At 32.6% G+C, this 18865-nt stretch carries 19 protein-coding genes; 13 read left to right on the forward strand and 6 right to left on the reverse strand.

Annotation, left to right across the window (positions count from 1 at the left end; translation table 11 throughout):
- The first annotated feature begins 92 nt into the window (after positions 1 to 92).
- Positions 93 to 1052 (forward strand): alpha/beta hydrolase, encoded by a 960-nt coding sequence (locus tag R9X47_RS24275; RefSeq protein WP_432663673.1) that lies wholly within the window; start codon positions 93 to 95, stop codon positions 1050 to 1052.
- Positions 1053 to 1136: 84 nt separating this feature from the next.
- Positions 1137 to 1691, forward strand: a complete 555-nt coding sequence (locus tag R9X47_RS24280; protein WP_432663674.1) for a GNAT family N-acetyltransferase — start codon at positions 1137 to 1139, stop codon at positions 1689 to 1691.
- Positions 1692 to 1789: 98 nt separating this feature from the next.
- Here the strand turns inward: R9X47_RS24280 and R9X47_RS24285 are convergent, their stop codons facing one another.
- The gene (locus R9X47_RS24285; RefSeq protein WP_432663675.1) at positions 1790 to 2497 is read right to left on the reverse strand and encodes an N-acetylmuramoyl-L-alanine amidase family protein; all 708 of its coding nucleotides are present in this window, start codon (positions 2495 to 2497) and stop codon (positions 1790 to 1792) included.
- Between the two features lie 336 nt (positions 2498 to 2833).
- A complete protein-coding gene (locus R9X47_RS24290) occupies positions 2834 to 4252 on the reverse strand; it encodes a YfcC family protein (protein ID WP_432663676.1) in 1419 nt (472 codons plus the stop codon).
- A gap of 187 nt (positions 4253 to 4439) precedes the next feature.
- On the opposite strand from R9X47_RS24290, the gene R9X47_RS24295 reads away from it, so the two are divergent.
- The gene (locus R9X47_RS24295) at positions 4440 to 5123 is read left to right on the forward strand and encodes a LysM peptidoglycan-binding domain-containing protein (RefSeq protein ID WP_432663677.1); all 684 of its coding nucleotides are present in this window, start codon (positions 4440 to 4442) and stop codon (positions 5121 to 5123) included.
- 88 nt (positions 5124 to 5211) lie between these two features.
- Here R9X47_RS24295 and R9X47_RS24300 read toward each other — a convergent pair whose 3' ends face one another.
- The gene (locus R9X47_RS24300; protein ID WP_432663678.1) at positions 5212 to 6636 is read right to left on the reverse strand and encodes a hypothetical protein; all 1425 of its coding nucleotides are present in this window, start codon (positions 6634 to 6636) and stop codon (positions 5212 to 5214) included.
- 243 nt (positions 6637 to 6879) lie between these two features.
- Between R9X47_RS24300 and R9X47_RS24305 the strand changes: the two genes are divergently transcribed.
- The 8 genes from R9X47_RS24305 to R9X47_RS24340 all read left to right on the forward strand — a co-directional run bounded on the left by R9X47_RS24305 (position 6880) and on the right by R9X47_RS24340 (position 14495).
- Positions 6880 to 7488, forward strand: coding sequence for a TetR/AcrR family transcriptional regulator (locus R9X47_RS24305; RefSeq protein WP_432663679.1), 609 nt, complete (start codon positions 6880 to 6882; stop codon positions 7486 to 7488).
- Between the two features lie 34 nt (positions 7489 to 7522).
- Positions 7523 to 8656 (forward strand): alpha/beta hydrolase family protein, encoded by a 1134-nt coding sequence (locus R9X47_RS24310; protein ID WP_432663680.1) that lies wholly within the window; start codon positions 7523 to 7525, stop codon positions 8654 to 8656.
- A gap of 234 nt (positions 8657 to 8890) precedes the next feature.
- Positions 8891 to 9712, forward strand: coding sequence for an RDD family protein (locus R9X47_RS24315; RefSeq protein WP_432663681.1), 822 nt, complete (start codon positions 8891 to 8893; stop codon positions 9710 to 9712).
- Positions 9713 to 9941: 229 nt separating this feature from the next.
- Entirely contained in the window at positions 9942 to 10523 is a 582-nt protein-coding gene (locus R9X47_RS24320) for a flavodoxin family protein (protein ID WP_432663683.1), read from the forward strand.
- A 153-nt stretch (positions 10524 to 10676) separates the two neighbouring features.
- Positions 10677 to 11171, forward strand: a complete 495-nt coding sequence (locus tag R9X47_RS24325) for a hypothetical protein (RefSeq protein WP_432663684.1) — start codon at positions 10677 to 10679, stop codon at positions 11169 to 11171.
- A 118-nt stretch (positions 11172 to 11289) separates the two neighbouring features.
- Entirely contained in the window at positions 11290 to 11469 is a 180-nt protein-coding gene (locus R9X47_RS24330) for a hypothetical protein (protein ID WP_432663685.1), read from the forward strand.
- A gap of 289 nt (positions 11470 to 11758) precedes the next feature.
- Positions 11759 to 12445, forward strand: coding sequence for a response regulator transcription factor (locus tag R9X47_RS24335; protein WP_432663686.1), 687 nt, complete (start codon positions 11759 to 11761; stop codon positions 12443 to 12445).
- Positions 12420 to 14495: a histidine kinase dimerization/phospho-acceptor domain-containing protein gene (locus tag R9X47_RS24340; RefSeq protein WP_432663688.1), complete on the forward strand. Its 2076-nt coding sequence runs from the start codon at positions 12420 to 12422 to the stop codon at positions 14493 to 14495. Before R9X47_RS24335 ends, R9X47_RS24340 begins: the two co-directional genes overlap by 26 nt.
- A gap of 96 nt (positions 14496 to 14591) precedes the next feature.
- Here the strand turns inward: R9X47_RS24340 and R9X47_RS24345 are convergent, their stop codons facing one another.
- Both R9X47_RS24345 and R9X47_RS24350 read right to left on the reverse strand, forming a co-directional pair.
- Positions 14592 to 15929: a DUF3298 domain-containing protein gene (locus R9X47_RS24345; RefSeq protein WP_432663689.1), complete on the reverse strand. Its 1338-nt coding sequence runs from the start codon at positions 15927 to 15929 to the stop codon at positions 14592 to 14594.
- Positions 15930 to 15931: 2 nt separating this feature from the next.
- Positions 15932 to 16414 carry a sigma-70 family RNA polymerase sigma factor gene (locus R9X47_RS24350; RefSeq protein WP_432663690.1) on the reverse strand — a complete coding sequence of 161 codons (483 nt, stop codon included), beginning with the start codon at positions 16412 to 16414 and terminating at the stop codon, positions 15932 to 15934.
- 396 nt (positions 16415 to 16810) lie between these two features.
- On the opposite strand from R9X47_RS24350, the gene R9X47_RS24355 reads away from it, so the two are divergent.
- Positions 16811 to 17656, forward strand: a complete 846-nt coding sequence (locus tag R9X47_RS24355; RefSeq protein WP_432663691.1) for a MerR family transcriptional regulator — start codon at positions 16811 to 16813, stop codon at positions 17654 to 17656.
- A gap of 70 nt (positions 17657 to 17726) precedes the next feature.
- On the forward strand, positions 17727 to 18215 hold the full coding sequence (locus R9X47_RS24360; RefSeq protein WP_432663693.1) for a hypothetical protein: 489 nt from the start codon (positions 17727 to 17729) through the stop codon (positions 18213 to 18215).
- Between the two features lie 53 nt (positions 18216 to 18268).
- On the opposite strand, the gene R9X47_RS24365 is transcribed toward R9X47_RS24360, so the two are convergent.
- Positions 18269 to 18766, reverse strand: coding sequence for a DUF5673 domain-containing protein (locus R9X47_RS24365; protein ID WP_432663694.1), 498 nt, complete (start codon positions 18764 to 18766; stop codon positions 18269 to 18271).
- Positions 18767 to 18865: the final 99 nt, after the last annotated feature.

An 18865-nucleotide genomic window follows, 5' to 3' on the forward strand; every position in this document is an offset into this window, starting at 1 on the left:
ATATTAGAAAGACTGACATAATGGTGTCAGTCTTTGTTTGTTATACTCAAATTACCTTACAGATAAAATAAGAAAATTTAGGGGGATGGATAATGAAATATAATAAATTTATTGACGTGGATAGAGCTATTGATGCTTTATATGAAGAAAAGAAATATGAAGAATCATTGGAATTACTTGAAGAAGCATTAAAGGTTTTACCTAAGAATGAGATTAAGGATAATTATTTTACGATTATATGGGTAAAAACAGTTTTATACACCATGTGTAAAAGGTATGATGAATGCTTTGAAGAAATCAAACAGATCGTTAATGAAGGCTATGCATTTCCTATACACTTCAAGCGTTTTGAGCCTTTAAAGAAGAAAAGTGGATACGAAGAATTAAAAGCAAAGAATGATAAAATGCTTGATAAGCTTAAAGCCAATACAAAGGCTAAATATGTTGTACATCTTCCAGCAAACTATAACTCAGAGAAGAAGTATCCATTATTTATAGCCTTACATGGAGATGGCATATCCAATATGCAAGAACTAAGCGGATATTGGAAACCCGATGTATTTATAGAAAATAACTTTATATTTGCATATATTCAGTCTTCACAGGTAGTGTGTCATAACGGACATGGATGGCTTGATGATACGGAAACTGCTAGACGAGACATAAAAGACTGCTATGACTCTATAGCTAAGAAATATCTAATAGATGAAAGCTCAATATTAATTGGAGGATTTTCTGGAGGAGCTATTACCTCTGTTGACTTTACTATGTCCCATATCTTTCCGATAAAAGGATTCATTGCATTATGCCCAGAAATAAAGCCGGAAGCTTTTACGAAGAAGAATGTAAGGCTTGCTGCCCAAAGAGGGATAAAGGGAGTGTTTATGGAAGGCGAGCTTGTGCTGCCAATGGAGAGCGAGGAAGAAATGATTAAGACCTTTGATGAAGTAGGTCTTCCCTATGAATACTATATCAATAAAGGAGTAGGCCACTGTGCACCTAAGGATTTTGATGACAAATTGAGAAAGGCACTTAAGTTTATTCTTGAGTAATCAATTACAGAAATTATCGATTTATGGTTAATTATGGTATAATTGATATGCAATACATATTACTAAAAAGAAGGAGACACAATTATGTTTGACAAAACCATAAGAATCGATACTGAGAGATTAACAATGAGGCCATTTACACTAGATGACAGGGATTCAATTTTTAATATCATGAAGGATAAAGAAATGTATCTATATACTCCAGATGAACCATGGAGTGGTGTTGAAAGTGCAGAGGAATTTATTAAGATGGTTTTATGGTTATATGATATGAACCATCATAATTTCCGTCACTTTTTTGCTATGACAATAAAGCAAAGTGGAGAAATAATCGGATTCTGTGGTATTGGTGGGATTGCGTATGATAGAAGTAAGAATGAGGTTTTTTATTCTATTGGAAAGGATCACTGGGGCAAAGGATATGCAACGGAAGCAGCGAAAGCAATGCTAAAATATGCCTTTGAAGAACTTGAACTAGACAATATAATTGCTGCCGTTCATCCTGAAAATATAGCATCAAACAGAGTATTACAAAAGATTGGACTAAAGAAAGTCGGAGTTATAAGTGGATTACCAGAGGAACATGCCTTCTTCAATGACGAGTATCTATATTCTTTAGATAAAGAGGAAATAGTTTAAATCTATCTTATATAGACCTTGATGATAAAAATTAAAGATATAAAAATATAACAAGGGACCTGACGTGTTTGATATGTCAGGTCCCTTGTTATATAAATTTAGCTATCTCTTTGTGAATAGTAACTCATAATAGCCTCAGCAATGGCCTCTGCGCACTTAAGCCTGTTCTCTTCGGACATAAGAAATTCTAAGTCTTGAGGATTGCTGATATAGCCTAATTCAACTAATACCGATGTAGCATTCGTATTTCTTAAAACAAAAAGTTTCTTATCGCTTTCATATCTAAGACCTCTATCCCTTGTATAGTTCATAGCTGAAAGCCTACTGTTGATCTCAGTAGCAAGAATTGCATCCTCAGTATCCTTAAATCTACACCAGATTTCTGTACCATTAACCTTACTGGATTTAGGAAAATTGTTAACATGGATTGATATAAAAATATCGGCATTTGATTTGTTGGAGATTTCAGACCGTCCTTGTAATGATTCTCTTTGAGTTGTCCAAGGTATCTTATCTTTTTCTCGAGTATATATGACCTTTACATCCTGTTTCTCTAAAATCTCACCCAATTTTAGAGAAACATCTAGCACTAGGTCTTTTTCATTAACCTTAAGGGTTTGGTTCATGGCACCGGGGTCATAGCCACCATGGCCTGCATCTATGCAAATAGTAAAAATATAATTTCGTGAAGACTTCATAAAAATAAATGTAGTTAAAACAATAATAGAGATTAGTACCGTCAATGCAAATAAACGCCTATAAAAACGTCTTTTTAGAAAGGCTTTTTTTCTTGGACTTATGGTCATAAAGTTAACTCCTTCTTAAGAATGTTCTAGTTTAATATATGCGCACTTATAGTAGGATTATATCAGACGATATTTGATAAATAATGACATTATATTTAATTATACAACATAAATTTATGACAGGACAGATGACTGAAAGAAAGTAATAAAAAATTAAAATTATCGACAAAACTAGTCAAAGGATATATATCGTTTATATTTTTAATATGTTAGACATGGATCGACAAAGGGATTAAAGAAAAAGCAAGAGATGGACACACAAAGAAAGAAGTGGATTGAATTAAACCCAACCCACTTCTTTCTTTGTGTATCTTATAAAATTAACAAGGAAAGTCTCTAACTCATTATAACTCCAAGACTTAATGCGGCAATAATTATCACCATTAACATCAATAGAAATTTCCATACAAATCTTAACCATTTATCGTAGGATACTCTTGCTATAGCTAAGCCACCCATAACAACGGCGCTAGTAGGTGTTATTAAATTAACTATACCTGAAGCAGATTGATAAGCAGTTATAACTATATTCCTCGCCACTCCAGCAAAATCCCCTAGTGGTGCCATAATTGGCATTGAAAGTGTTGCCAGACCAGATGTCGAAGGAATTAAAAAAGACAAAGGTATATAGAAGATGTATGTCAATATAGCAAAGGCTATAGATCCCGTTGCAGAAAGGGTACTTTCGCCTAGGTTTAAAACCGTATCGGTGATTTTACCCGCATTCATTACTACGGTTATACCGCGAGATATACCTACTATCAAGGCTACTCCCAGTAGATCACGTGCTCCTGTAACGAAGGAGGATACTAACTCCTCTTCATTCATTCTAGCAACTATTCCTATTAAAACTGCTGAAACTAAGAATAGGGCAGTTAATTCTCCAAACCACCATCCTAAAGTTGGGATAAAAGTAATTCCAATATCCTCAAAGGGGATAACTCCAATTACCATTATTATGAAGGTTAATCCAAATAGGAATAGAATACTCTTTCTTTTACCTGTTAATTCTGGAAAGTCACCTTCACTACTTTCAGCTAGAAAATGTTTCTTATTTTCTTCCCTCATATCATATACTAATGATTTTGAAGGATCTTTTTTAACCTTATTAGCATATCTCATAACATATAGAATAGCTGCTATTTCACCAACAACTAGTATTATCACTCTTAAAAAAATACCTTCACCCAGTGAAATCCCAGCAAAACCAGAGGCTATACCTGTAGCAAATGGATTTACAGTGGAGCCTAAAACTCCTACTCCCGCCCCTAAAAGCACAACAGCAGTAGCCGTTATAGCATCGTATCCGGCTGCAATAAAGACCGGTAGTATTAAAGGATAGAATGCTATCGTTTCCTCAGCCATACCAAAGCTCGTTCCTCCAAGTCCAAATAAAATCATTAGAATCGGAATCATCACGTTTTCTCGACCCTTTAGCTTTTGAGTTGTCCCAGCTATTCCCGCATCAATGGCTCCGGTTTTCATGATAACACCCAAAAATCCACCAATTACTATAATAAATAATGCAACATCTACAGCATCATAAAAGCCAGTTACAGGTGCTAAAACAACTTCCTTTGGTCCCTGGGGATTTTGCTCAACAGTATGATATGTACCAGGGATTGGTTCTTTTTTTGAAGCATCTGGATCAACATAATCATATTCTCCAGCAGGTACAATCCAGGTTAATATTGCAACAGCTATAATTATTGCAAATAAAATAGCATAAGCAGTTGGCATTTTAATCTTTTTCACTTTTTACACCCCTATTCTGAAATATACTATCTTTGCTCTTATATTAGTTATTTCCTAAATTGCACATAAATATATTAATTAAAAAAACAGAGAAAAAAATTAACATTTTCGACGGTGATTTTTAACAATTCATAGATAAGCTGAATATTATGAAATGAAACATAAAAAATATCGAGGTGAATAACTTATGTACGATCCACTATATAGAAGGTGTCCAGGAGGATCAATTCCATATATGATTAGACCGGGAGACAGTTTTTATGAAATCGCCCGAAAATTAAGCATTGACATTGAACTGCTCTATGATCTGAACCCAATGGTAGATCCTTTAAATTTAGCCGTGGGAGATGTTATTTGTATACCTGTCCAATGTAAGAATGGACAATATTATTATATCCAGCCCGGTGATACCCTATATGCATTAGCAGAAAAGTACAATACAACTGTAAGGGATATATTGATAGCAAATCCAATGATAGACCCATATAGGTTATTTATAGGTCAAATCATTTGTATACCAGAAAAGGAAATACGATGCCCGGAAGGATTTACCTACGAAGTACAAGTAGGAGATTACTATTGGAAAATAGCAACTAAGTATAATTTTTCATACGAAGAGTTTAAGAAAGCCAACAAAAACTATAATGATATTCTAACTCCAGGTCAAACCATATGTATTCCATTAAAGGATGCCTATGACAACTGCAACACAGGGAAAACCTATGTAATAGAAGAAGGAGATACACTGACATCAATTGCCGAAAACTTCGTTGTAGGTGTAGGGGATTTACTGACCTACAATCCTAAGCTTACACCATGTGATTTTGTACCTGGAGTAAAGATTTGTATACCTCCAGAGGTACAAGTATAAAAGGGATATAAATAGAATGGAGATGTCTCATAAGGGTTTCTTATGAGACACCTCCTATTTTATAAGAAAATATATATTATAGAGCAATTTACTCAGCTGTTAAAATATCATAATCAATCTCTATACAATTAGGCGTAGACAACTGCACAAGATAGTTTTTTATATTTAATATAGAACTGTCATCAATGGATATAATCTCAGCGCCTGTCCTTGATGGTACACCCATAAAGATAATTTGATTATTATACTTGATCACTTTATCGACTTCAAAATTATAAATCAGAAAACCTACTTCGTTCTTATGAATAGGAGAATATTTTTCAAAAAAGCCTAGCTTGCCAAGTAAGTCAGATTGCTTATGAGGGTCTCTTGGAATACTAAACAATGTATGTAGGTTTTCACATATCTTATCAGGAATATATGACCATCCTTTTTGAACATTCTCTTTCCATGCAGGATGATATATGGGCCTTCTATATTTCTTGTTCTGATAAAGTATCTTATATTGTATCTCTGCACTATTTTCACATGCAGAGTCTATACTGAAGGTCTTTCCAACCTTATAAAAACCAGGCCATGGTCGACATTTCTTCTCTGTGATTATTTCTTTATCTTCTATTGGGATGTATTTAGATAATTCCTCTCTTAAGACCTTATTTTCATTTTTCAGTTCCTCTAAAGTAAGCTCTTCTTTTAGAGATGTAGCTGTTGGACTTGCTTTAACAGTATGTTCTTGAATATGTTTCATTAAATCCTCATACTTCATAACATGCTTTTCATAAATGAAATCAACCTCATATCCTCCAGTAGTAGAAAGCTGAATAAGGAAGCTTCCCTTTCCTTCACCTTTAGGAAATAAATCATCCTTGTTAACAGCGATAACCTCCACACCTCTTCGTTTAGGCCTTCCTACAATGGCGATCTGATTTCCCAATTGTTTCACTTCTTCTACATCAAAATGATAAATGAGAAAATTGATATTTCTGTGGACATCGACACTAGGGCTGCCATCAAAACCTAGACTTCCAGTAAAATCGTATCTACTGCTTAAGCCTAATGGAAAAACAAATAGACGATGCTGAGCTTCTTTTACCTTATACTCTAGATCAACCCATCCACGATAGTAGGCTGCTGCCCACATTGGATCATAAATAGGACGCAGGTATTCTGGAATCTTATACGAAACTTTAAAGGGTATATCCTTTCCACTTTCGATTACTTTCTTCAAAGAAGTTGACTCAACTGTAACAGTTTGGTCTCTATAAAGTCTGTATGGATTTTCATATAATACCCTTTGGTCCTTTGGCAATATACCCTTAAGCATATCCCTTAGTCGACTATTCTCCTTAGCTAATTCCTCAGTCTCTTCATTTCCTAGAAATTCAGATACCTGTATGGCGTTCCAGAAACCAATATGCATTAAAAGCAAATATGTTAATATACCGACAAGTATTAGCAGTATTAATATAGCCAATATCCTTCTGTAGCTTGTAACGATCAAGATTTTACCCATATCCATCGCCTCCAATCTATGTATATTCAGTGGAAAATAAAGATAGAATATCTTATAAGATATGTGTTGTAGTCATTGAATTTAACTATATAAATATTTTCCAAATATACCCATAGACTTGACATAGAGAACAAATAGGAATATAATAGACTTACAAGTCTAGACTTTGAGGTCTAGACCTATAAGTCTAAAAGAAAATTGTATTTCTTTATATAGAGCACACTTAAATGGAGGTAACAAACATTGAGTATAAGTAAGGAAAAGAACTTTAAAGGAAAACAAGAACTGATAGAAGTAGCTTTAGAGCAATTTAGTAATAGAGGATATGTAAAGGCATCCATTAATGATATTTTAAGGGATGCAGGAATGAGTAAGGGTACCTTCTATTATCATTTTGAAAATAAAGAAGACTTATATCTATATTTAATAGGAATTCTTATTGAAAAAAAGAAAAATCATTTCACAAGAGAGATTAAAGCAGAAGACTATAAAAACAATGACTTCTTTTCGCTGCTAAGATTATTAACAAAGAGCGGAATGGAGTTTGCTAGAGAGAACCAAAGCTTCTACAAATTCTCTGAAAGGTTTATTAGAGAACGCGGAACAGATATTTATGAAACTGCATTAAAGAAATACAATTTTCAAGACAATGAGTATTTTGAATATTTAGTAGGAGATGCAATAAAAAGAGGAGAATTTCGCGAAGACCTACCTGAAGAATTTATAAAGAATATAATCAACTATCTATTTACTCATACTGTAGAAATATTAAACAACATGGAGATGGACCAATATGAGGAAGGATACGATTACTTTTTTAAGTTTCTTGAAGGTGGTCTAAAAAGAAAGTAAAAACTCATAATAGCTATGAAGGGAGTGTAAAGAAATGAGAAAATTTAACTTTCCAGTAGGTTATTATACTATGCACAAGACTAAGATTATAGATTTCCAGTTGAACAGATGGCATTCCTTTGGTTATACGCGTTTAGAAGATATGATGGAAGCTGCTAAAAGAATAAAGAAGCTCGATGACTGGAAAGAAGAAATGATAAGACAGGCAGAGAAAGCTCTTGAAGAAAAAAGAATGATGAATGCAGCCTTTTACTATAGAGCCGCTGAATTTTTTACTCTTCCAAATGATCCTGATAAAATAAAGCTTTATGAAAAATTTATTGATCTTTTCTATAATACTGTTGTTGTAGATGATAATATAAATAGAGTCTCAGTACCCTATGGAGAAACCTTCTTACCAGCAATTAAAATACCATCAAGTAAAGATGAGAATAAGGGGACTATTGTCATTCATGGTGGATTCGATTCCTTTATGGAAGAGTTTTATTCTATGGCATGTTATTTCTCTAACCTAGGATACGAAGTAGTCATGTTTGAAGGGCCAGGACAGGGAGCTGCATTAAAAAAATACGACATTCCATTTACCCATGAATGGGAGAAACCTGTGAAAGCAGTTCTTGATCATTTTGGTCTGGATGATGTAACATTACTAGGGATTTCTATGGGAGGTTGGCTATGCTTTAGAGCAGCTGCATTTGAACCGAGAATTAGTAAGGTTATAGCATCCAGTATTGCCTTTGATTACATGCAAATACCTCCTGCTCCTGTGGCGGCCTTTGCAAAATCTCTTTTCCGTTTTCCAAGATTAATGAACTATTTAGGAGATTTAAAAACTAAAGTGAGAGCTCAGGAAAAGTGGTCACTAAACAACCTTATGTATATGACCAAGAAGGATACACCGATGGATGCTAGCTGGGTTATACTAGAATGTAATGAGGAGAATCTACATTCCGATATGGTAAAGCAAGATGTGCTTATACTGACAGGGGCAGAAGATCATTTTGTTCCTCTAAAAATGCACTATAAGCAAGTCGCAGCCCTTACAAATACCAAATCAATTACTGAACGTATATTTACCAAAGAGGATCAAGGACATAATCACTGTCAAGTAGGAAACTTTGGTCTTGCCTTAGACGTTATGACAAAATGGCTTGAAGAAAAATCATAATATGGTAATAAATATAAAAAAGTGACATAGCGGTTAATAATAGAGCATACCTATGAGTGTAGGTCTCCGATTAACTAGCTGCTAAGTCACTTTTTCAATAGATAAGATAGCATATCCTCTGGAGCGGTATAAAATTATCTCAAAAGAAATAGTGCCAATTTTATTGGTCTTTTATGAAATACATATATCTTTAGACTTTAAAACTATCATAATATTGAAAGTGGGGGACTTGTTTTGAAATTACAATTCAAAAGAGTAAGTACAACTGGTGAAAGATTAATTTCATTTCTTCTAGATCATCTTATAGTGTGTGTACTATTTATGATAGGAATAATAGGAATAATTAGTATTTTTGACGTTACTTCCGATGAAGCTAGTTGGATTTTCGGAATACCTCTGTTTCTAGGTATACCATTAATTTATGGACTAAAGGATATTTTTAATGGAAGAAGTATTGGCAAGAGAGCGTTTAGCTTAGGAGTAAGGTGTGTAGAAAACCCTGATGAAGTGCCTGATAAGTGGAGACTGTTTTTAAGGAATATTACAATAGTAATTTGGCCAATTGAATTTTTCATTATAATATTCAATTCAAAAGGAATGAGACTAGGCGATATGCTGGCAAAAACAATTGTTGTTAAGCTTGAAAAAGAGTCAGGTGAGTATAACGAAGCACTAGAAGAATTCAAAGCAAAATATGAAAATACTAAGCCAATAAATAATAAAAAAGTAATAAAAATAATAGTAGTGATTGTAGTAATATTTGTAATTATGACAACTATTTTGATTAGTGGAATATTTGGTATTTTGAAGAACAGCGGTGCATATAAAGCTACGATTACACAAATCGAGAATGATCAAGAAGTAGCCCTTGAAGTTGGAGAAATTAAAGGATATGGCGTTTTTCCAAGTGGCTCCATTTCAACGTCGGATGGGTATGGAAAGGCAGAGTTCGTAATAAAAGTTAAGGGCGAGAAAAGAGATATTAAGGTTAAATCAAAACTTCATAAAGTTCCAAATTCTGAATGGAAAATAGATGAATATTATATTATGAAATGATATAAAAGATAGATGATATCAATAAAATTAAGGCTTCCCAAGAGGAAGCCTTAATTGCTTGCAAATACTTTTTTGCTTGAGTATCGGGGATGTGGATATAGAGTGACTTAAGATTATTTTAGATAATCGACAAAAATAGTCAAAGGAATTATACAAAATTCGTCTAATTTCTTTTTAGTCGGTTTAAAACATGAGCAAGTATAATATTCTAAGACAAAGGGTGATAGACATGGAAAAAAAGTGGCTAGCGATTATCGGCAGTCCAAGAAAAGGCCAGAATACTGAGTTATTAACTGACTATGTAATAGAAGGGTTAAATGAGAAAAATATAAGTGTAAAAAAATACTATTTAGACAGCAAAAATATCTCGACTTGTAATGCCTGTGAGTATTGTATAAAGGAGAGCGTATGCAATATTGAAGATAGCTTAGGAGAGATCATTAATGAAATGAAATCAGCCGATGGATACATATTAGCCTCACCATCATACAATTACAATGTAACAGCACAGATGAAAGCACTGCTAGATAGAACATTTTCGTTAAATGATTATACCGGTGGAATATGGAGTAGCCGACTTTCTCCTGATAAGAAAGCTATTATAATAGGAGTATGTAAGGGAAAAACCGAAGAATCCATGGGGTATACCATGGAAGCCATGCGTAAGTCTATTGACGAGCTAGGTGTAAAAGTGATTGACATGATAGGTTATTACAATACAAAGTATAAGCCTGTCGAAGATAATAAGGAAATAAGAGAAGAGATAGTCCTAAGAGTGAGGAACTATGTAGAGCTTTTAGATAATAAATAAAGCTGATAGTAAAAGCTATACATTAATATAGAGATTCCAGTCAAAGCTTTAATTTATACACATTAAAAATCCCTAGAGACATTGGATATTTTGACATGAATAAATTAAGACTTGCTTGAAACTCTATATAATAAAATTAAAGGGGAGATAAAAATGGATCTTGAAAACAATAAAAAAGGTGATGGTTGTAGACCTTTTCTTATTGGATGTGGTGCTATATTTGGAATAATAATTCTTGCAGTAATTTTATTTTTTGTTTGGATTGCAGGGCAGCCAGAGGGTGGGGTATTGTTTAGTAATGAGATAGAGGAATATGCCTTAGAATATATTAAAGAACATAATATTTTAAATAATACTGAGGAACTTATAGCTTATTATGACTGTACACTTTCTTTAGATGGGACAGAGGCTGCACTACTAACAAACGAACGTATTATATATCATAAGAAAGGATCAACAAATGCACTTAATTTAATCGATGTTGTCGATGTTAAGCATCGCTATGAAGATATAGATGGAGATATTATTGAAATTACTAATAAAGACGGAAAGTTATTAAAAATAGAGATTGACCCAGATAATAATGGAGAATCTTTCTATAATGCGTTAATAGGTACGTTGGAAATAAAGGGGATAAAGATAGAGTAAGAAATTTAAGGAGGCAGTTGAAAAAAATTTTATAGTTAAACAGAATTAAATTTTGCAATTTTTAGTAAAAATTAATTATAATATTAAGTACATATAAAACTTTATGAAGGAGGATCAGATGATTCGAGAATTTTGTCCTAAATGCAACTCCTTGACGGATATGAAAATGACCCAAAGTGAAAGATCTGAGAAGGATTCAGAGGGTAATAATTTAACAATAACAACAAATAGTTACCACTGTGTGTTATGTCATACTTTTGTTCGAAGTGAAGATATGAAAGATATAGATGCAAATTAATTTATGAAAATAGAAACAGTTACTTTTCCTATATACAAGACCATTCGATAGTGAATGGTTTTTTTATTTGCAAAAATGATAGCCTCGGGTTTACCCTTAAATTTTATTCAATCTTTAAAGATGAGCCTTACTTTTTTATTCTATTTCTCTCTTACCATTAACATTAAGAAATTCTTAAGATTTGTCTTTGGAATTTCTTAAGAAATGCTTGTTATCATTAGCTTATAATAAATAGTAGAGGGTGTGAGATAATATAATAAAAAAACTTTTATATAAGAGGTGAGCGGAAATGAATATATTAGTATGTGATGATGATAAGGAAATATTAGACGCTATAGGAATTTATCTAAAGAACGAAGGATACAAAGTGATTAAAGCATCCAATGGAATAGAAGCTCTTGAAGTAATAGAGGAAAATGAAATTCATCTCATTATAATGGATATAATGATGCCTAAAATGGACGGATTAAGAGCTACTATGAAGATAAGAGAAGATAAAAATATACCAGTTATAATGCTCTCGGCGAAGGTTGAGGATACTGACAAAATAATGGGATTAAACATGGGAGCCGATGACTACATTACTAAGCCCTTCAATCCTCTGGAATTGATTGCAAGGGTTAAATCTCAACTAAGAAGATACACAACCCTAGGAAGCATGGAAGCAAAAAGCAATGTATACAAAACTGGTGGTCTTGAGATAAATGACGAGACAAAGATTACAACCGTTGATGGGGAGGAGATTCAGCTTACTCCAGTGCAATACAAAATATTAAAGTTACTGACTTCAAATGCTGGAAGAGTATATCCCATAGATGAGATATATGAAAGGGTATGGAAAGAGATTCCCGTTAACCCAGAAAACACAGTAGCAGTTCATATAAGAAAAATAAGGGAGAAGATTGAAATAAATCCTAAAGAGCCAAAATACTTAAAGGTGGTGTGGGGAATTGGATACAAAGTCGAGAAGCTATAGCCATTCAATCGTAACAAAGGTTATTGTCTTTATGATTACAATATTTTGTTTTACTAGTGCAGTAACGACGTTTACAAATATAATAGAACAAGAGAAGGTTAACCCTGAGATTGTCCTTGAAGGTAGCTACTACAAGAGTCAAGACTTTATGTTCGAAAGTCGAGATATCATAAGAACTTTAACAAGAATAATGAAAGAATATAAGAGTAAAGAATATATTTTAAGTGGTGGAACCGTTTCAGAGGATGAAATTAGTAGAAGCGTGGAAGAACTATTTCAAAACTATAGATCTGAAAGCTATGATCCAGAGTTGAGTAGTGATAAAAACTATGAAAAATTCAAAGAAATGTATGCTGAAGAAATAGCACAGATAAAGAATGAACTAATAGAACAAGACCTAAGAGAATATAATTTGACCTTAGAAAAGATTAAAGAATATAAAGGTGTTATGTATTACGTTAGTGACGGCGTTAATACATATACAAATAGTTCTAAAAAAGATAAAGAGCATTTTAAATCCTACCCATCATATATAATATTTGATGAGTCTAACCAAGAAATATACCCAAAAGAAATCATGGATAGCAGATATTATTATAGAATTAGTGAAACCTCCTATGATATAGATAATCAAAATAGTGCCATCTACATTTCCTTTACCGATGAATTTCTAAATCCAAGAATTAAAGAATGGAAAGAGAATAAAGTGATTGTCACTAACAATATATATAGGGTAGGGGTTTACCTACTTGGTTTGATACTATCGCTTATATATTTACTATTAATTATAGGTAGAAAATCGCGTAAGGATAAAGAAGTGCATATGAATTTTATTGACAAGCTATATAATGAGTTCAATTTAGCAATATGCATTTCATTAATAGCCCTATGGTTTGAAATTATGAGTTTTTTATTTTATGGTGATCTTCACCGATTCATATTTCCAGTTACCATGGTAATTGGTTCTCTAGGACTGATACTTGTTCTATCTCTATTTAAACATATTAAAAATAGAACAATCATAAAGCATACATTAACCTTTACAATATTCTATAAGCTGTATAGATTTTTAAAGGATATATATGATAGTGGAAGTGTAGGAGTAAAGATTGTCGTAATAGTAATAGGATATCCGATCTTAGTAGCCCTAACATTCTTTATGTTTCCAATAACCATAGGAATAGCGGCGTGGTTGGCCCTTAAGAAGGTAAAGGAATTTAAGGCTATAAAAGAAGGTGTAGAGAAGATAAAAGATGGAGATATTCATCACACGATAGATGTACAAGGCAAGGGAGAGTTTTCAAAACTAGCCGTTAATATAAATAGTATAGCCGATGGACTCAACAAAGCAGTAGACAATGAACTGAGAAGTGAAAGATTAAAAACAGAGCTAATAACCAATGTATCCCATGATATAAGAACACCCCTGACATCTATAATCACCTATGTAGACCTATTTAAAAAGGAAGAAGATATATTTAAGAAAGAAGAGTATATGGATATAATTGAGCAAAAATCTCACAGGCTAAAGGTACTGACCGATGATTTGTTTGAAGCTGCTAAGGCTTCTAGTGGAAGTATCCCGGTAAACTACGAGAAAATAGATATTGTGTTCCTAATAACTCAGGGGTTAGGGGAGCTTAATAATAAAATTGAGGAAAGAAATCTAGAATTTAAAGTTATTCATCCAGAGGAGAAACTATATGTTAAAGCAGATGGAAAACTACTATGGAGGGTCATAGAAAACCTATTATCCAACATATTTAAATACTCCCTTCAAGGATCAAGGGTATATATAAATATCGAAGAGCTAGACCATGAGATTATGATAATCCTTAAAAACATATCTGGCGATGAGCTGAATATCTCAGCTGACGAACTGATGGAGCGTTTTAAAAGAGGTGATGAATCTAGGAGTAGTGAAGGTAGCGGGTTGGGACTATCTATAGCAAAAAGCCTTATTGATGTTCAAAAAGGAAGCTTTGATATAGAAATAGATGGAGATTTATTCAAGGCCATTATCAAGGTTCCTAAGCATAAAGATCAATAAATACTAATATATCGTAAATAAGAAACAGAAGCTCGAGTATAGGGTAAAGCCTATACCATAGCTTCTGTTTTTATATTAAGAAGGAAAAATATTTGTTTATTTACTAGAGTCTTTTAGATTAATAACATATGGAATAATATGCTTAACCTTATCATCGGTTATAGAGTCGTAGTATATCTCTATTTTATCGCCTATCTTAAGATCCTTTTTATGAGAGTTTACCTTTACTCCAGGATCAATTGAAGTAGTGTATGTTTTTCTATCAGAAGTCTTGCCTTTAATAGTAATCAATCCATCTTCATTAATAAGTAATTTTTCTACAGTTATCTCGATTCTATTTCTAGCAGGATAACACTGAAGCATAACAAGCCTTTTACCGTCTTCTAAAACATATTTTACCTTGAGAAGTTCTCCTTTTTCATAATCATACTGCATCATACTTTGTAATGTTAGCTCTTGCCCATCTATATTGAGAGTAATAGTATTAGATGTACTGCTTATATACTTTGCGTCTACTGAGAATATTTCCTCACCGATAATAGTAACTTCATCGGGAAATCTAACATTATTTATACTCCCTACTACAAACTCTTGCTTACCCATACTACCAGGAGCGATCTCGTACTTAGCAAAAGCTACTACAATGTCACCGTTTTCATTTACATAAAAGCCTCTATCTTCATGTATTTCTACTTCTCTAAACCAATCTAAGTTATATACTAAATCAGGATTTTCTTCCATACGATTTATTATTTGCTTTTCTACACTTTCTTTTACTAAGCTAGCGTAGTCTTCTCCTAAAAGATTTTCTAAGGTTACATTTTTTCCTGTCTTAAGATTGATATTATAATAATAGTTTTCATTATATGCAGGGGCTAAGGTTTGATATTTAAATATTTCAAAGGAAATAACATTGTCCGATGCATAATATAGTTTATAATCCACAGTCATTTCTATCTTGTTGAAATTTTCCTCCTTGCCTCCCGTTTCTAAATACGCTTTTTTGTACTCGGCATCAAGAATAGCTTGCTCTTCTAATATTTCATTAACTTTTTTATTTATTGTATCGTTAATAAGCTCTTCAACAACTGTGTTTTCGATTTCCACATTTGGTATAGTTACCTTCTTGATCGATGTCTCATTTTCAACAACATATTCTCTGAACGTCATCATCTTAGCTAACTCCCCAATTACGGGAATTTTATATATCTCCTCAGCAATGCCATAGCTTGAATTAACGGTTAGACCAATGACTAACACTAAAGAAGCTGCTGTTATACTTATGGTCTTAAATATTTTCCTTTTCGTTTTTTTCATTACTACCACCTTGTTATCCCTTTCTCTATTAATGGCATCATCTATTACTCTATCTAAATTGTCAGGTATTTTGATGTCATTGTATAATTTTTCAAATTCATTTAATTTTTTATCCACTATTATTTACCTCCCATAATTAATTTAAGTTTATCAACTCCTCTTTTAAGCCGGGTTTTTACAGTATTACTATTCATATTTAAAATTTCTGCAATTTCATTTATTCGCATTTGCTTCATATATTTTAGGATTATCACAGTCTTGTATTTGTGGGATAATTTATCCAATGAATTGTAAAGATCTAAAATTTCATCCTTATCTAAGACATCTTCTGTAATAGTTTCTATAAATTCTGTATCATAAACTATGGTTTTATTTTTCCTTACCACAGCAATACTTTCGTTTATAAGTATCCTATAAAACCAAGTTTTCATATATTTTCTTTCTCTTAATTTATTTAAGGAATTAAGCCCTTTATATGTAGCCTCTCCTACAATATCCAGAGCATCTTGCTCGTTCTTAACATAGCTATAGGCAAGCCTATAAAAGTCTTCTTTATTGTCTTTGACCATATTAATAAATTCTTCTTCCAGCTGGTTAGTCACTATTTCCATTCCTCCCTTCGACCTTTACATCTATTAGATAGATTTATCTGGTGAAAAGTTTCAAAAAGATTATACCCGTTATGAAAAAAATTATAAAGGCTTGAGCTAAAGGATTAGAATAATTTTGTGTTTAGATCTTAAATATATGTGACAATATTCTTATCAAAACTTACTCAAAGGTATACATTACTAAAGAAGTTGAAAATGTGACATGGGGACCGACACATCTGACACGCGCTCTTTTTAGGGTGTCCGGGTGTCTGTCACCGTGTCATATTTTCCTAGATTAAGTGAAAAAACTGAATTCTTTAGTAATATATAGTGATATAATCTTTGTAGGAGCTAAGTCATAATACTTGAAATATGACTTAAGTAATAATAGGGGGAATAAGTACGTTGAAAAACGAAAATGAAGAAAAATATTATCAAATTGGTCAAGTATCAAAAATATGTAATATACCCATTAAGACTCTACGTTACTATGATGAGATAGGGCTACTAAAGCCAAAAAAAGTAGACTCAAATAGTAACTACAGGTACTATTCACATGATCAATTATCAAATATAAATACCATTAAGCATTTTAAAGCAGCTGGATTTTCACTTAAGGAAATTGGAGTATTGGTAGAAAGAAATGACCTAGAATACAATAAGCAAATGGTAGAGACAAAATGTGAAGAGATAGAGAAAAACATATCTGAGCTTACTATTTTAAAGAATAGATTGAAGCTATATACTGAACACATGGAATGCAATGAAGAAAATCCAAAACACTCTATAGATATTGGAGTAAAAGAAATCCCTGTTTCCTATGTCGCATACTCTAGATATAAAGGATTATGTAATCCACATGAATTCTATTTAAGATTTACTAAACTAAATAATCTAGTAGAAAAAAATAAGCTTTATATGACGGGTACAATGATGGCCGTTTATCATGATGACTATAGATTCTTTGATTACTCGAACGCAGATATTGAAGTTTGTGTAAATGTTTCGGAGAATGAGGAAAAAGAAGGTATGGTAAGAGGATTTGGAGGTTTTTTAGCGGTAATATCATATCATTATGGAAGCTATAGAACAATGAATGAGACCTATAAAAAAATGCTTAAATGGATTGAAAACAATGGATTTACATTTTTAGGTGGAGCCATCGAAAACTATATTATTGATGTCGTTACCACAATATGTGAGGATGAATACGTTACAGAAATTATTTTGCCTGTTAAAAAGAATATTTAAAACTCCTATTGACCCTACAGTTACTGTAGGGTTTATAATTGTCTTAAATTCTTTGTTGGGAGGTAGAGCAATGGAACATTTAGTTTATACCGATAAAAAAGCTAAGGTATTATCTCGCATTTTAGATGGTACAAAAACAATGATAATTAGAGGTGCAGCTGGAAGAAAGTTACCATATGGTAGAGTTTTTAAAGGGGAAACATTATACTTTATCGAAAATAATGGCAGTGGATTGATTAAAGCTAAAGCAACAGTTACCAGTGTATTTAACTCAGAAAAAATGACAGAGGAACAATCAAAGCTACTAGTGAGTGAAAATCAAGACAAGCTGCAGCTTACCAATGCTCAGATTAAGAGATGGGCAGGTAAAAAGTATCTATGTCTAGTTGAGATTAGTAATGTTGAGGAAATAGAACCCCTTGATCTTGATAGACAAAGGAATATGGATGACTGGATAACCGTTGAGGATATTAAATCTATAGTAGAAAATGAAGATAGTCCTTCGAAAGAATATAAGATAGTTAAACTTACAGATGATAAAAAGTATCTTCAAAGATAAATAAACAAACCACCCGTTCATTCAACGGGTGGAATAGATTTTATAGTACAAAGTTAAGATGAAGTAGGGGAAGACGGGTTAACATATCTCCGTAATATGGCATCAACATTCTCCCTATTTGCATGTACAACCTTTACTTTTTCTTGAAAATCACTTAGCATTAATCCTTTAGCTTTAAACTTAATAGTGTCTGAAGATATCCATTCATAAGAATAGATTTTGCTCCAATCATAAAAACCTCGATCAAGATAAATTCCCTTCTCTCTTATATTAGAGTATTTAATAGCCCTTAAAATGTGTACAAGAGATATAAGAATCCACAGCAATGGGGTTAGTAGATCAGAAAAATCTCTATATTTATCAGGTCTAGACTTAAGAACTAGTAAATAAATAAAAACAAATAAAAAGAGAACAGAAAGAACCAAGAGACCATTCCTTTTTCTTAGCTTTATAATAAACCTTCCATAGGTATTTCTGATATCTATAAGTCTAAGAAGATGGATAAGCAAGAAAGAACTTACAATAAAAAACAGGCTTAATACTATTATCATGCAATCCTCCAATTATATATATTAACAAAAGTCTACCATATAATTACATTGAGTAAAAGATACTTTGAAAGAAACAATAGGAAAGCTATCTATAAAAGT

Source organism: Wukongibacter baidiensis (genome assembly GCF_050888315.1).
Classification (GTDB): Bacteria; Bacillota; Clostridia; order Peptostreptococcales; family Caminicellaceae; genus Wukongibacter; species Wukongibacter baidiensis.